General features: G+C 33.5%; 13 protein-coding genes and 1 pseudogene. 2 read left to right on the top strand and 12 right to left on the bottom strand.

Annotation, left to right across the window (positions count from 1 at the left end; translation table 11 throughout):
* Positions 1–106: 106 nt before the first annotated feature.
* Together B3C18_RS07110 and clpB are read right to left on the bottom strand one after the other, a co-directional pair.
* Positions 107–982: a DUF808 domain-containing protein gene (locus B3C18_RS07110; protein ID WP_291144533.1), complete on the bottom strand. Its 876-nt coding sequence runs from the start codon at positions 980–982 to the stop codon at positions 107–109.
* A gap of 354 nt (positions 983–1,336) precedes the next feature.
* Positions 1,337–3,940, bottom strand: coding sequence for an ATP-dependent chaperone ClpB (clpB, locus tag B3C18_RS07115; RefSeq protein ID WP_291144536.1), 2,604 nt, complete (start codon positions 3,938–3,940; stop codon positions 1,337–1,339).
* Between the two features lie 205 nt (positions 3,941–4,145).
* On the opposite strand from clpB, the gene ytxJ reads away from it, so the two are divergent.
* Positions 4,146–4,535 carry a bacillithiol system redox-active protein YtxJ gene (gene ytxJ / locus B3C18_RS07120; protein ID WP_291144538.1) on the top strand — a complete coding sequence of 130 codons (390 nt, stop codon included), beginning with the start codon at positions 4,146–4,148 and terminating at the stop codon, positions 4,533–4,535.
* A 19-nt stretch (positions 4,536–4,554) separates the two neighbouring features.
* Positions 4,555–5,016 carry an HD domain-containing protein gene (locus B3C18_RS07125; protein WP_291144541.1) on the top strand — a complete coding sequence of 154 codons (462 nt, stop codon included), beginning with the start codon at positions 4,555–4,557 and terminating at the stop codon, positions 5,014–5,016.
* A gap of 196 nt (positions 5,017–5,212) precedes the next feature.
* Here the strand turns inward: B3C18_RS07125 and B3C18_RS07130 are convergent, their stop codons facing one another.
* From B3C18_RS07130 to B3C18_RS07175, 10 genes and pseudogenes are all read right to left on the bottom strand, one after another.
* Positions 5,213–6,382 (bottom strand): hypothetical protein, encoded by a 1,170-nt coding sequence (locus tag B3C18_RS07130; protein ID WP_291144544.1) that lies wholly within the window; start codon positions 6,380–6,382, stop codon positions 5,213–5,215.
* Positions 6,379–7,377: a DUF2157 domain-containing protein gene (locus tag B3C18_RS07135; protein WP_291144547.1), complete on the bottom strand. Its 999-nt coding sequence runs from the start codon at positions 7,375–7,377 to the stop codon at positions 6,379–6,381. Before B3C18_RS07135 ends, B3C18_RS07130 begins: the two co-directional genes overlap by 4 nt.
* Positions 7,378–7,519: 142 nt before the next feature.
* Positions 7,520–8,800: an argininosuccinate lyase gene (gene argH, locus B3C18_RS07140; protein ID WP_291144550.1), complete on the bottom strand. Its 1,281-nt coding sequence runs from the start codon at positions 8,798–8,800 to the stop codon at positions 7,520–7,522.
* Positions 8,801–8,861: 61 nt separating this feature from the next.
* Positions 8,862–9,932, bottom strand: a complete 1,071-nt coding sequence (locus B3C18_RS07145; protein ID WP_291144552.1) for a M20 family metallo-hydrolase — start codon at positions 9,930–9,932, stop codon at positions 8,862–8,864.
* Between the two features lie 192 nt (positions 9,933–10,124).
* Positions 10,125–10,898 carry an acetylglutamate kinase gene (argB, locus tag B3C18_RS07150; protein ID WP_291144555.1) on the bottom strand — a complete coding sequence of 258 codons (774 nt, stop codon included), beginning with the start codon at positions 10,896–10,898 and terminating at the stop codon, positions 10,125–10,127.
* Between the two features lie 98 nt (positions 10,899–10,996).
* A complete protein-coding gene (locus B3C18_RS07155) occupies positions 10,997–11,944 on the bottom strand; it encodes an N-acetylornithine carbamoyltransferase (RefSeq protein ID WP_291144558.1) in 948 nt (315 codons plus the stop codon).
* Between the two features lie 93 nt (positions 11,945–12,037).
* Complete coding sequence (locus B3C18_RS07160; RefSeq protein WP_291144560.1) at positions 12,038–12,427, bottom strand: GxxExxY protein; 390 nt, start codon at positions 12,425–12,427, stop codon at positions 12,038–12,040.
* A gap of 105 nt (positions 12,428–12,532) precedes the next feature.
* On the bottom strand, positions 12,533–13,294 hold the full coding sequence (gene proB, locus B3C18_RS07165) for a glutamate 5-kinase (RefSeq protein WP_053472258.1): 762 nt from the start codon (positions 13,292–13,294) through the stop codon (positions 12,533–12,535).
* A 198-nt stretch (positions 13,295–13,492) separates the two neighbouring features.
* Positions 13,493–14,707, bottom strand: a pseudogene (locus B3C18_RS07170) (glutamate-5-semialdehyde dehydrogenase); the annotation flags it as partial.
* An 83-nt stretch (positions 14,708–14,790) separates the two neighbouring features.
* Positions 14,791–15,930, bottom strand: a complete 1,140-nt coding sequence (locus B3C18_RS07175) for an aspartate aminotransferase family protein (protein ID WP_291144563.1) — start codon at positions 15,928–15,930, stop codon at positions 14,791–14,793.
* Between the last annotated feature and the right edge of the window lie 26 nt (positions 15,931–15,956).

A 15,956-nucleotide genomic window follows, 5' to 3' on the forward strand; every position in this document is an offset into this window, starting at 1 on the left:
TGGTTATATAGGTTGCTTTGCAAAATGTTAAAGTTTAAAATAAAAAACGATATATTAATACTTTTATTTTTTATTCACTTTTTAATTACAACAATAACTTTGCCACTTATCTTTTAAAAATCTTTTTGAAGACATTCACAAATCCTAAAACAACAAGTCCTAAAGCCAATCCAATGATAAATTCTTTTATAATGGATGGAATATTAATTTCTTCGTCTAAATGATGGAAATACGGAATGTAATGCAAAAAAATACCTCCGGCAACTAATATCAAAGCGATTGTACCAATTACGGTTAAACTTTTAATAACTAATGGAAGTGCTTTAACCAAAATGTTCCCGATGAATTTTGATATGCTTTTTTCTCTTTTACTAAATTTGATAAGCTTATAACCTGCTTCATCCATTCTAACAATAAGGGCTACAATACCATAAACTCCAATAGTTGCGATTACTGCAATTATTGAAGTTACAATAATTTGCTGTGTAAGAGGTTCACCAATAACAGTTCCCAAAGCTATAATTACGATTTCGACAGATAAGATAAAATCGGTTACGATTGCTGATTTTATTTTGCCTTTTTCGGCTTCTAAAATTTGTTCTTCTGTTAGAACTTCTTCGGTAATTCCTTCTGATTCTTCGTGATCATGAGGGAAAATAAATTCGTAAATTTTTTCAGCTCCTTCATAAGCCAGGAAAAGTCCGCCAAGAACCAAAATTACAATAATAGCGATAGGAAAAAAGGCACTTAATAGAAAAGCGACAGGTAAAATAATGATTTTGTTAAGTAAAGATCCCTTGCTTATTGCCCATAATACCGGAAGTTCTCTTGATGAAGCAAATCCAGAAGCTTTCTCGGCATTAACTGCTAAGTCATCACCCAGAATACCTGCTGTTTTTTTTGCTGCAACTTTACTCATTACTGCAACATCGTCCATAATTGCTGCGATATCGTCTAATAGTACGAAAAAACCTGATGCCATTATATTTTGTCTTTGTTTAAATTTAGTTGTGCGAATTTAAGACTTTTTATGCTGATGTTTTTAATGATTTCATGGATTTAATTTTTAACTGCACTGACCTAATAAAAGCCAGATAATTACAAATACCAGTATAGTTCCAAAACATCCTCCGCCTAATTTTTTCGCTCCGTATCCCGCGATTAATCCTCTAAATATATTGTTCATGATAATTAGTTTTATGTTACAGTAAATTTGAGAATTAAATCAGAATTCTTGTTTATAGGACTTTTGAAAAAAGTTTCATTATTTACGGATATAAAAAAACACCAGCCTTTCGACTGGTGTTTCTTCCTCAAAAATAATTAACCAAATAAATTATACTACAGGTTGTGTTTGATTTCTAAAAACCAAATTACCATCAAAGGCATCTAGCAAGATGATGCTGTCTGTTGTTATATGTCCTGCCAAAATTTCTTTTGACAATTGATTCAGTACTTCTCTCTGAACTACACGTTTTACAGGTCTTGCACCAAAATGCGGATCATATCCTTTGTCTGACAAGTAAGCAATTGCTTCTGGAGTTGCATCCATTGTAATTCCTTGCAGTGCCAGCATTTTTGTAACACTTTTTAATTGCAGGCTTACAATTTTTGAAATATTCTCAACTGTAAGTGGCGTAAACATTACAATTTCGTCAATACGATTTATAAATTCAGGACGAACGGTTTGTTTTAATAATCCCAAAACTTCATTTTTCGCAGCTTCTGTAGCTGCTTCAACACTTCCTTTTAGATTTTCAAATTTTTCCTGAATAATATGACTTCCCATATTTGAGGTCATAATAATAATCGTGTTTTTAAAATCGGCAAGACGGCCTTTGTTATCTGTTAATCTACCTTCATCTAAAACCTGCAATAAAATATTGAAAGTGTCCGGATGCGCTTTTTCGATCTCATCTAACAAAATAACTGAATACGGTTTTCTACGAACAGCTTCTGTCAATTGTCCTCCTTCATCATAACCTACATATCCCGGAGGCGCACCAACTAAACGGCTCACGCTGTGACGTTCCTGATATTCACTCATATCAATACGTGTCATAGCATTTTCATCATCAAAAAGATATTCTGCCAATGCTTTTGCCAACTCTGTTTTACCAACCCCGGTTGTTCCTAAAAATAAGAATGTTCCAACTGGTTTTTTCATATCCTGTAAACCGGCACGGCTTCTGCGAACGGCATCACTCACGGCTTCAATCGCTTCTTCCTGACCAACAACACGTCTGTGTAATTCATCTTCAAGATGCAATAGTTTTTCTCTTTCTGTCTGAAGCATTTTCATCACTGGAACTCCAGTCCATTTTGCTACAACTTCTGCAATATCTTCTCTGGTAACTTCTTCTTTAATTAAAGAATTACCCGATTGAAATTCCAATAATTGTTTTTGCAACGCTTCCTGACGTTCTTGTGCTTCTTTTATTTTTCCGTAACGAATTTCGGCTACTTTACCGTAATCTCCGTCACGTTCTGCACGTTCTGCTTCGTATTTAAAATCTTCGATTTCTAATTTTACAGCCTGAATTCCGTCCACAATATCTTTTTCAGATTTCCATCTGGCGTAGATTTCGTTGCGTTCTTCTTTCAGGTTTGCTAAATCCATGCGAAGGATTTTCAGTTTGCTTTCTTCTTTCTCACGTTTTATGGCTTCGATCTCGATTTCTAACTGCATGATTTTACGATCCAAAACATCCAGTTCTTCAGGTTTTGAATTGATTTCCATACGCAGTTTAGAAGCCGCTTCGTCCATTAAGTCAATCGCTTTATCTGGTAAAAAACGGTTTGTAATATAACGCTGCGAAAGTTCTACTGCTGCAATAATTGCTTCGTCTTTAATCTGCACTTTATGGTGCGTTTCGTATTTCTCCTTGATTCCACGTAAAATTGAAATCGCACTTTCAGTATCCGGTTCGTCAATTAAAACTTTTTGGAAACGTCTTTCAAGCGCTTTATCTTTTTCAAAATATTTTTGATATTCATCTAAAGTTGTGGCACCAATTGCTCTCAATTCTCCACGAGCCAAAGCTGGTTTCAGGATATTAGCCGCGTCCATTGCGCCTTCTCCCCCACCCGCGCCTACAAGCGTGTGAATTTCGTCAATAAACAAAACGATATCTCCTTCGGCAGAAGTTACTTCTTTTACAACCGATTTTAAACGTTCTTCAAATTCTCCTTTGAATTTTGCTCCGGCGATCAAAGCTCCCATATCTAATGAGAAAACGATTTTATCTTTTAAGTTTTCTGGAACGTCTCCGTCAACAATTCTGTGCGCTAAACCTTCTGCAATTGCGGTTTTACCAACTCCTGGTTCACCAATAAGCATTGGGTTATTTTTTGTTCTACGAGTCAAAATCTGCAATACACGACGAATTTCTTCATCACGGCCAATAACCGGATCCAGTTTTCCTGTACGCGCTAATTCATTTAAATTTTTAGCGTATTTATTTAATGAATTATAAGTTTCTTCGGCTGAAGCAGAAGTTACTCTTTCGCCTTTACGTAATTCTTCAATTGCGGCTTTTAAACCTTTTCCAGTAACGCCCTGATCTTTTAAAATTTGAGATACTTTGCTTTTTGAATCAAAAATTGCCAAGATTAAATGTTCGATCGAAACGTATTCGTCGTTCATTTTTTGTGCAATAATTTCAGCTTCATTCAAAGCTTTATTTGCGTCTCTTGAAAGCAGAATATCGCCTCCTGAAACTTTTGGAAAACTCTGAATTGTACTGTCTAAAATTTGTAAAAACAAAGGCACATTTACGTTTAATTTTTTCAAAATAAATGGTGCAACGTTTTCATCAACTTCAAAAATAGCTTTGAAAATGTGCTCATTTTCAATTTGCTGCTGGCCATTTCGCTGTGCTAATTGCTGCGACAACTGAATGGCTTCCTGCGATTTAATAGTAAATTTATTTATGTTCATATTGTTAAGATTTGATTGATTTTTTGTTTTAAATATTCGATTACATTAAAGTTAAGACTTATTGAGATATTTTTTTAACTCAAAAGATTTAACTTTGCTTTCGAATATTCAAATTATATTCCACAGTAAAAACAAAGACAAAATGACGTAGAAACTCTGATTTTAATCAGTTTTAGATGTCAAAAAGTCACAAAACAAGCCAAATATGAGTTTTTTAAATTCAATCTTCGGAAGTTCTGAGAACTCAGATGCTCCAAAAAGCAAAGTTAACTGGACAGAATTGACCGATATTCATCAGTTAATGGAAATCGAAGCCATATCTAACGAAAAACCTGTTGTAATTTTTAAACACAGTACAAGATGCAGTATCAGCCGTATGGCGCTGAAACAATTTGAAAGGGATTTTGATCTTGAAGAAGTTGTTGATGCTTATTTTCTTGATCTAATTGCGCATAGAGATATTTCTAATGAAATTGCAAGCAAATTTGGTGTTTATCATGAATCGCCACAATTAATTTTAATCAAAAACGGAAAAGCAGTTTACAATGTTTCGCATAGTGATATTGATGCTGAAGCTTTGAAAAGTAAAGTTTAATAATTCTAAAGTTGATTAAATGGATGTTCAGACGGGTTATCAAAAAGCAATAATTTTTGCAACAATTAAACATTTAGAAAACAATCAGACTATTACTGATTCTAATCTTCCTTATGTTATTCATTTGAGCAATGTTGCAATGGAAATTTTAATTGCATCGAATAATACTGAAAATTTTGATTTAAATTTTGCAACACAAGTTGCTTTATTACATGATACTTTAGAAGATACCAATACTACTTTTGAAGAACTGGAACTTGAGTTTGGATTAGATATTGCCGAAGGAGTTTCTGCTTTAACAAAAAACAGCGATTTACCTAAAGAGGAAAAAATGCTAGACAGTTTAAACAGAATTTCAAAACTTAAAAAAGAAGTCTGGGCTGTAAAATTAGCGGATAGAATTACGCATTTGCAAAACCTCCCAAAAGCTGGGACAATCTTAAAAGAAGAAATTATAAAGCAGAAGCAACGATTATTTTAGAAAAATTAAAAGGCAGCAATGCCTATTTAGAAAATCGTTTACGCTCTAAAATTGAAGAATACGAAGAATATCTTGATTAAGATTCTTCATTAAAATAAATTAAAAAGGCTGAACTTAAAAATTCAGCCTTTTTAATTTATTATATTTTTTACATCTTACATTAATTCACAATTAACCATTCACAATTAATAATTAATTAAAAGCTTTCTCCAGATCCACCGCCGCTAAATCCTCCTCCCCCAAAATCCATTGGCGATTCTGTTTTAACTTCTGGTTTCATACCAAAAGTTGAAGCAACAATTAAAGTCTGAGCATTTAAAATTGCAGTTGAATGATTGATTCTATCAGGTTTAAAAGTTAATCCGGATTCTTTATTTTTTAATTTTTGGATGGAGAAAAATGCAATGGCAAACATCACTAATCCGCCAATAGTCAATGCTGCTTCAATTGGCAAAACAGAATAATAAAATCGGATGGTAAAAACAGTAAAAGCTATTGCTGCAAAACTAATCCAAAGCATGATTCTGTCTTTTGTTTTTAAAGCCTGAACCAAATACACAACGGGAACTATAAATGTAAATGCGTAAAAGAAATAAGCAAACGGAATATCCTGCCCAGGCTGCACATCAATTCCTAAAAGTTCTGCGGAAAGTTCTCTTACTACCAAATAATTGCAGGAAAGATAAAACAGAATCAAACAGAAACTATTGGCTAATAAAAGTCCGTTGTAATAGTAAACTTCTTTTAAATTCTTAATTCTTTGCTTCGTGAAAAAATAAAATCCTGCTGAAGCTAACATTGCCACAAAAGGCAAAATTGTTTTTCCAATATCTCCAATTTCAAACAGACCAAAAAACAAGACTGCTGAACTTGCTAAACAAAAAACAAGTATAGAAAGCAGATGCAGGTATCTTTTATAAGTTAAAAAAGAAGCAATGGCAACAAAAATAGCAGGAGTGAATCCAGTTTCAAAATCTTCTGTAAGTATAAAAACTGCTCCTCCAACATTTAAAAGTATTCCTAAAATAAAAGCATCATCTAAGCCGTGTCTGTAATATTTGCTATTCGCCAAAAATTCAGCGCCTGCAATACCAACGCCTGCAAAAAGAAAACAGCAAATTTTAAAAAAAGATTCTGCGCCTGATAATGCAATTAAAGAAATAAAACTGCAAATCGATGAATATAAAAATGATCCCAGCAGAAAAAATCCTAAACGAACTAAAATGTTATTTTGGATTTTGAAAGATGGTAATTGATTTCTAATTATTTTCTTTTGTTCTTTGCTGATAAACCCTCCACTTTCTAGAGAATCTGCTTCTTCAGTTAAAAATAAATTATTTAGTAAATTTTTATCGTGTACTATCATTCGGCTATTTCTTTATTGAAGTTTTTAATCAGTTTTATAAACAATACTATCGAGCCAATGAAATAAGCTGGTAATATCATGATAAATAACACCCATATATCGCCAAAATCAACGTGCTCAAAAATTCTAAATATGAAGATATTAATGCCAATGTAGGCGTAAACAATCATAAAAATGTACAATGAAATTGCTTTGAGCTGATGACTTATTTTATAAAAGTAAACAGATGAACCTGCTAAAATCAAGGAGAAAAGAAGCCAGATAATATCTTCACTAACCATATTACTTATCGATGCAATACTTATAATATGCAAGGCAAATGTGAGATAGACGAGCGCAAAATGTGTTTTTAAATTAATTCTGAAACTATAAATTGTCCATAGAATAAGCAAAACACCAAGCATAATGGCGGAATAACTTAAACTCTGGCTGGCATAAAAATTATTATTACTGTTAAAAATATCCTGAGGCGTTACTGAAAGTCCAACATACGCTGCCAAACCTGTAACGGCAATCGTTAAAACGCTTTTGTTATCAAAATAATAGGCACAAAAGAAACTGACAATTGTGGGAACTAAAGTCGCTAAACCATAATGTGTTCCAAATACTTCATATTGAACCTGAAGATAACCTATAAAAATGCAGGTGAGAACATTGGCTGTTAAAACTATATATTCCAAAAAATGACTTTCTGTAGTAGTTTCTGTTTTCTGAAAACCTTTTGAATTTTTAAAACAGTAATAAAAGCAACCGCAAATAAGAACAAACAAAATAGCCAGAAGTGCGATGTGTCCCACACTATCAATATTGTCATAAATAAGAATCCCAATTCCTGATGTGAACATTAAAACCGAAATAGAAAGTAATAGTTTTAATTCGACATTGAGCGAGAAAATATTGAGACTTCGATATTCTTTTATTTCCTGAAACTGATTTTCGGTAATTAAGTTTTTCTCAAAAAGACCTTGAGATGCCTGTTCGTCAAATTGCGTCATATTTTTGATTTAAAAAGAATAGATTCTCAAATTTAGAGAATTAGGTCGAAATTTCTTAACATTCAAAAATATATTTGAAGAAATAAAAAAACCGATCTGCATTAGCCGCACATCGGTTTCATATTATTTAGGAGATAAGCTTTTATAAAGCTGCTTTCATTTTATCTTTAATGGCATCAAGGCATAAGTTATTAATACTTCCTTCGTGCGTATGTTTTGTTTGTTTTGGAGATTTGTATGTTCCAGCTTCCAATTGTTCTGCAACAGCTTTGTAAGCATCTCTAAACGGCATTCCTGCAACAACCATTTCGTTTAAGGTATCAACCGTAAACAAATAATCGTATTTTTTATCTTCTAAAATATGATCTTTAACTGTAATATCTTTTATTGAAAAAATCGCAATATCCAGACAAGATTTTAAAGTTTGAATTGCCGGAAACAAACCTTCTTTCAAAAGCTGTAAATCTCTGTGATATCCGCTTGGAAGATTATTTGTGATTAAAGTGATTTCGTATGGAAGCGCCTGAATTTTATTGCATTTCCCTCTGATTAGTTCAAAAACATCCGGATTCTTTTTGTGAGGCATAATACTTGAACCCGTTGTAAGATGCGCCGGAAGACCAATAAAATCAAAGTTTTGGCTCATATACAAACAAACGTCCATTGCAAATTTTGATAATGTTCCTGCTACGCTTGTCATAGCAAAAGCAACTGTTTTCTCTGCTTTTCCACGGCTCATCTGCGCTGCAACGGCGTTATATTTTAGAGTTTCAAAACCTAATTCCTGTGTTGTAAACGTTCTGTTGATAGGAAATGAACTTCCGTAACCTGCTGCAGAACCTAACGGATTCTGATCTACAATTTTTGAAGCTGCATTTAACATCGTAATATCATCAATAAGACTTTCGGCATAAGCGGAAAACCACATTCCGAATGATGATGGCATTGCAATTTGTAAATGTGTATAACCTGGCAATAATACATTTTGATGTTTCTCTGCCGATTCCATAAACAAGTCGAACAATGTTTTTACTTGCTCTTTTATCGCTTTTAATTCGTCTTTTAAATACAAATGAACGTCTACTAAAACCTGATCGTTACGAGAACGTGCGGTATGGATTTTTTTTCCTGCATCGCCCAATTTTACGGTTAGAAGATATTCTATTTTAGAATGTACGTCTTCAAAACTGTCTTCGATTTCGAAATTTCCAACTACAATATCAGCGATGATTTCGTTTAATGCATCAACTAAAGATGTTGTTTCTTCCTGAGTTAACAAACCAATTTGTCCTAACATTTTAGCGTGAGCGATTGAACCTAAAGCATCGTATTTTGCTAAAACTAAATCCAATTCACGATCGTTTCCAACTGTGAATTGTTCGATTTGTTTATCTGTTGGTATTCCTTTTTCCCAAAGTTTCATAGGTACTATTTTTAGAAACCCGACAGGTTTTAAAAACCTGTCGGGTTTAATTTCGTTTCGATTATAATTTAAAGAAATCGGTTAGTATTTTGATGTACAAATCGACTCCTTCTTCAATTTCATTTACAAAAATAAATTCGTCTGCTGAATGCGAACGTAACGTTTCTCCAGGTCCTAATTTTAAAGACTGACAGCTTAAAACAGATTGATCTGAAAGTGTTGGTGAACCATATGTTGTTCTTCCTAAAGCAATTCCAGCCTGAACCAAACCGTGCGAAACCGGAATAGACGAAGCGTTTAAATGCATTGATCTTGGCGTTACTTCGGCATTTACATTTGCTTTTACAACTTCAAGAATTTCAGCATTGGTATAACGATCCGTTACACGAATATCTACAACTAAATCACATTCTGAAGGCACAACGTTGTGCTGTTTTCCTGCACTGATTTGCGTTACGGTCATTTTTACAGGACCTAAAACGTCTGAGATTTTGTCGAATTTATAGTTTTTAAACCATTCCATTACGGGAATTGATTTGTATATTGAATTATCATCATTTTGGTGCGCAGCGTGGCTTGCGGTTCCTTTTACTTTTACGTCAAGAACCAATAAACCTTTTTCTGCAACTGCTAATTGCATTAAAGTTGGTTCTCCAACAATCGCACAATCTAATTCTGGTAAATGTTTTAAAACGCTGTTTAAACCATTTTTTCCGCTGCTTTCTTCTTCGGCGGAAGCCACAATAACAATATTATGTGAAAGGTTTTGATTTTCGTAAAAATGTACAAAAGTTGCTAATAATGAAACTAGACATCCACCTGCGTCATTACTTCCTAATCCGAATAATTTACCGTCTTTTTCAATCGCTTTAAACGGATCGTTTGTATAAGCCTGATTGGGTCTTACTGTATCGTGATGTGAATTTAGTAATAGTGTTGGTTTATTTTCGTCGAAATACTTGTTGAAAGCCCACACATTGTTATTTTCTCTTTTGAAAGGAATCTCGTTTTGATTGAACCAATTTTCAATTAACAAAGCCGTTTGATCTTCTTCACTTGAAAATGAAGGGGTTTCGATTAAGCTTTTTAATAAACTAATTGCTTCCTGGGTAAGCGTTGCAATATTTTTCATAGGTTTGGTTTCTTTGCCACTAAGGCTCGAAGTCACAAAGTTTTTAATAAAATCGTGACATTTTTAATTTGCGCAAATTTCTTAAATTAAATTTTAAAAAGGCTTGCGTTATGCTATTTTTTTGCCACAGATTAAAGGGATTAAAAAGATTAAAAAATCTGTGAAAATCCTTTTAATCTGTGGCTATAACTTTTATAACGTAATCGTTGTATGCAGAACATCTGGATTTTGAAGCATTTTATGATGTCCGATTTTGATTTTCTGTACACCTCTTGATAAACTGTTAAAGCAATTGTCCAGTTTCGGAATCATTCCGGAATGGATTACTTTTTCATCTTTCAGCTTATTGTATAATGTTTCGTTTATTTCTGTTATTACAGATGAATCGTCTTCTGAATCTTGCAAAACGCCTTGTTTTTCAAAACAATATGTCAATGTTACATCAAAAACTTCAGATAATGCAATTGATAACTCGCTTGCAATTGTATCGGCATTTGTGTTTAATAATTGTCCGTTTTTATCGTGTGTAATCGCGCAGAAAACAGGAACAACTCCAGCTTCTAATAAAGTTGCCAATAATTTGGTATTGATTTGTTTTACATCGCCTACAAATCCGTAATCGATTGTTGGGTGATTTCTTTTTACTGACTGAATTAAATTTCCATCTGCTCCAGAAAAACCAATCGCGTTATTGTTTTTCGCTTGCAATTGTGCTACAATATGTTTGTTGATTTGTCCTGCATAAATCATTACTACAACATCCAGCATTGGAGCATCTGTAATTCGGCGTCCATCAATCATTTGCGGTACTAAACCAATACTTTGCGCCATTTTTGTAGCCGATTTTCCACCGCCGTGAACTAAAACTTTATAGCCTTCAATTTTAGAAAAATCGGTTAGGAATTGTTCTAATTCTGCTGGATTGTCGATGATGTTTCCACCTATTTTTATTACGGTAACTTTCATAAGATTCTAAGGTTCTGAGATTCTAAGATACTAAGTTTTTTTCTACGCAAAGTTTCTTAGCATCTTAGTAGCTTAGAATCTTAGCAACTTTAAAAAAATTATATTTTTTTAAGAATCTTTTGTAAAACTAATTGTGCCGAATACGTTCTGTTATTTGCCTGTTCGATTACGATTGAATTTTCTCCGTCTAAAACTTCGTCGCTTACAATTACGTTACGACGAACTGGAAGACAGTGCATGAATTTTCCGTTGTTGGTTAAAGCCATTTTTTCGGCTGTAACGGTCCAGTTTGGATCGCTGTTGGTTACTTTTCCGTAATCGTTGAAGTTGCTCCAGTTTTTTACGTAAACGAAATCAGCATTTTCGAAAGCTTTGTTTTGATCGTATTCGATTTTGCTGTCTTTTGTGATTTCCGGGCTTAGTTCGTAACCTTCTGGGTGTGTGATTACAAAATCCATGTCTTTTTGCATCTGCATCATTTCTACGAATGAATTGGCAACTGCCTGCGGTAAAGCTTTTGGATGCGGTGCCCACGAAAGTACCACTTTTGGTTTATGTTTCGTTTTATGTTCTTCCATTGTAATCGCATCTGCCAATGATTGCATTGGATGACGCACAGCACTTTCCATGTTTACAATTGGCACTGTTGCATATTTCAAAAATCCTGAGATTACAGTTTCTTGATAATCTTTTTCTTTGTCTACTAAACCAGCAAAAGCACGGATTGCAATGATATCACAATATTGCGAAACTACTTCTGCAGCTTCTTTAATATGTTCTGAAGCTCCGGAATTCATTACTGCTCCGTCTTCAAATTCTAATGTCCAGCCTTCGTTAGTAAAATTCATTACCATAACATTCATTCCTAAGTTTAAAGCCGCTTTTTGAGTACTCAAACGCGTTCTTAAACTCGGGTTGAAGAATAGCATTCCTAAGGTTTTATTTTTTCCTAATTTTTTGTTTTTAAGCGGATCTTTTTTGATCTTGATCGCGTTTTTTACCCATTTTGATAATGAGTCGATATCTTTTATTGAAATATAATTCATCTTTTTGCTTTTTGTTTTTCTTATTGGTTTCTAAAAAATTAGACGCGGATTATACGGATTCGCTTCGCGAAGACGCAGATTGACGCGGATTTTTTATATTCTTATTTTTCTACTATTTTCAAATACTTTTCGTTTAAATTCTGGTTTTGTTCCAAAATTTAGAAGTAAACCTACTTCACAATTTGTGCCTTTTAAATAATTCAAAATTTGATTTTCAAACTCGATTACAATACAATTAGCCGCTTTTAGTTCTAAAATAATTAAATCTTCAACTACTAAATCTGCATAATATTCTCCAACTTCAATACCTTTATAATAAACTTTAATTTTCTTCTGAGCTTCAACATACAAACCTTTGTTTTTCAATTCCAAATACAAGGAATTTTGATAAACTCTCTCCAAAAACCCATACCCTAATTCATTATAAACTTCATAAAAAGTTTTGATAATAACCTCGGTCAACTCTCGATGCAATAATTCCATAAAATATTTTTGAATGAAATATACTACATAAAAATTAAAATCAAATATAAAATCCGTTTAAATCAGCGTCTTCGCGATAGCGAATTCGTGTCATCCGCGTTCATATCACACAATCTTGGTAAAAGAAATCTCATCCTTTAATGCCTTCAAAATAAAATTATCATTTAATCCATTTACAATCCAAGTTTCGATATTAGCTGCTTTTGCAATTCCAGCTGCTTCTATTTTTGATTGCATTCCTCCTGTTCCGTGTGATGATTTTGATTCGCCGATTTCTTTTTCGAGTGTTTTTAAATCATTTACCAACTTGATTGTTTCTGGAATTTCATCGTGAATTGAATCTTTCGTATAAATCCCGTTTGTATTGGTTGCAATTATCAGAATATCAACATTTAAAAGAACTGCTGTCAACGCCGCTAATTTGTCATTATCTCCAAACCGAATCTCATCTGTAGCAACGGTATCATTTTCATTGATAATGGGAATGTAATTGTTTTTAACCAATACATTAATCGTATTTACAATGTTCTTTTTGGTCTGCTCTTTTTCGAAATCAGAATAGGAAAGTAAACACTGCGAAGTATTTAATCCTAAATCCTTAAAATTTTCATTGTAAATCCGCATTAAATGAGGCTGCCCGATAGAAGCCAAAGCCTGTTTCACGAAAACATCTTTATCCTGATTGTCCAGCTTCACAAACTGCTTTGCCGCCGCAATTGCTCCAGAACTTACTATAATAAATTCATATTCGTCGTTTAAAGCCGCAATCTGTATTCCGAGGTCTTCAATCTTTCCCCGCGAAATGTGATTGGTTTCTTTGGTTAAAGTATTACTTCCTATTTTTAATAAAATCCGTTTTTTTGCCATGTCTTTTGTTTTTGCCACGAAGGCGCTAAGGCACTAAGTTTTTTTTTTTAACGCAAAGGGCGCAAGGTTTTTTTATATTGTTTGTGTTTGCAAACGGTAAGTTCGCAAAGCTTTGTCTATATTAAATTCCAATAATCTGAAATCAAAAATCGTTAATCATCAATCTAAAATCTGAACTCTAAAATCTAAAATCTAAAATTATCGTATCTGTCCTTCTCCGTAAACGTACCATTTGTTCGTTACCAAATGTTGTAAACCAATTGGTCCTCTTTGATGTAATTTATCGGTGCTTATTGCTAATTCTCCGCCTAAACCAAATTGTCCGCCATCTGTAAAACGGGTTGATGCATTTTGGTAAACTGCTGCGGCATCTATGGCTTCCATAAATTGCTGTGCGGCTTCGTTATCTCTTGAAATGATTGCTGCAGAATGTCCGCCGCAATATTTATTAATCATATCAATTGCATGATCCTGAGAATCAATTGTTCCAATGACAATTTTATAATCTAAAAATTCTTCGTACCAAATATCTTCGTTTTGAAGTGTTTTGGTGTTTTCGAAATTTTCTAATGATTTATCTACAATAACTTCCACTTTTGCTTCTATTAAAGCTTCAATAAGCATTGCAGCAAAACCTTCAAAGTTTGGCAGTTTAGAATCTATTAAAACTTTATCTAAAGCATTACAGGCTGAAATTTTAGCTGTTTTAGCATTTAAAATTACTTTTAAAGCCAAATCTGTATCTGCTTTTTCATGAACGTAAACAAAATTATTTCCGCGTCCGCTTACTATAACTGGGCAGGTTGCATGCGCTTTTACAAATTCAATTAACTTTTCTCCGCCTCTTGGAACTATTAAATCAACTTTTTGAGTTGGTTTTTCTAAAAATGCCTGAGTTTCTGTTCTGTTATAATTCAGATATTCAACCCAGTCTTTTGAAACGCCGTTTTCTTCTAGAGCTTTATGCCAAAGACTTACGATTTTTAAATTTGATTTTAAAGATTCTTTTCCTCCTTTTAATAAAATCTTATTTCCAGATTTAAAGGCAATTCCTCCCGCTTCGATTGTAACATCTGGACGAGATTCGTAAATAATTAAAATCGTTCCGAAAGCAGCCGTTTTATTTATGACTTTTATTCCATTATCATGCGTAAAATGAAAACGCTCAACGCCAACGGGGTCTTCTTGAGAAGCTAGTTGGTTTAATGATAAAATCATTTCGTCGACTTTTTTATCATCTACTTTTAAGCGTTCTTCCATTGCTAAATCTGAGCCATCGTAATCAGCAAGATCCTCCTGATTTGTTAGGATTATCTGACTCCGCTCCTGCTCGACCAGCTTTGCCATAGACCGCAAAACGAGATTGCGTTTTTCAATTGATAATGGATTCATAATTTGTAGTTGGTTGGTTGTTTTTTGGTTTAGTTTCTTTTTAGAAACTTATATTTTAAACCTGACGGGTTTTAAAAACCCGTCAGGTAAAACTTCATGGTAATTTAGTTTTTAAGTTCTTCTAAACTTTCTTTTAAAGCTACAATAAACGTATCAATATCAGCTTTTTTTACTGTTAATGGTGGTAAAATTCTAAGCAGGTTTTTATTATTGGCGCTTCCTGTAAAAATATGTTTTTCGATGATTAATTTCTTTCTTAAAGCGGCAACATCAAAATCAAATTCAACTCCAAGCATTAAGCCTTTTCCTTTTACTTGTTTGATTCCCTCAACTTCTTTGATTTTTTCTAAGAAATATTCATAAACTTCGTTTACATTTTTTTGTAAATCTAGTTTTTCGATTACATCTAAAACTGCAATTCCTGCTGCACAAGATAAATGACTTCCGCCGAAAGTAGTTCCTAATAATCCAAAACTTGCTTCAAATTTTGGAGAAATCAAAATAGCTCCAACCGGAAATCCGTTCCCCATTCCTTTTGCAACCGAAATAATATCAGCATTGATTCCGTGGTGTTGGAACGCGAAGAATTTCCCGCTTCTTCCGTATCCTGACTGCACTTCATCTAAAATCAAAACAACATCGTATTTTTTACATGTTTTTTCTAAAGCCTGAAAAAACTCAGTTGTTCCTTGATCTAAACCTCCAACTCCTTGAATTCCTTCAATAATTACAGCCGTAACATCACCTTTAGCCAATTCTGCTTCAACCAATTCGATTTGGTTTAATGGTAAAAAAGTAACTTCTTGCTGTGCATTTAATGGTGCAACAATCTTTTTGTTGTCTGTAACGGCAACGGCTGCAGAAGTTCTTCCGTGGAAAGAGTTATCAAAAGCTACAACTCTTGATTTTCCGTTATGAAAAGAGGCTAATTTTAAAGCATTTTCATTGGCTTCGGCACCAGAACTGCATAAAAACAATTCGTAATCTTCTAAACCAGAAAGTTTTCCTAATTTCTGAGCCAATTCAACCTGCAAAGGATTCTGAATCGCATTCGAATAAAACCCTAAATGGTCTAATTGATTCTTCAATTTTGCTACATAATCCGGCTGTGTATGTCCGATAGAAATCACACCATGTCCGCTGTATAAATCTAAGTATTCTACTCCTTTATCATCTATAATTGTACAATCGATTGCTTTTACTGGAGTTATGTCGTATAATGGGTAAACGTTGAATAAGTTCATTTTTGTTTTTGTTTATTTTGTTTCAG

Origin of the sequence: Flavobacterium sp. UBA7680, from assembly GCF_002482975.1 — a bacterium.
Taxonomy (GTDB): Bacteria; Bacteroidota; Bacteroidia; order Flavobacteriales; family Flavobacteriaceae; genus Flavobacterium.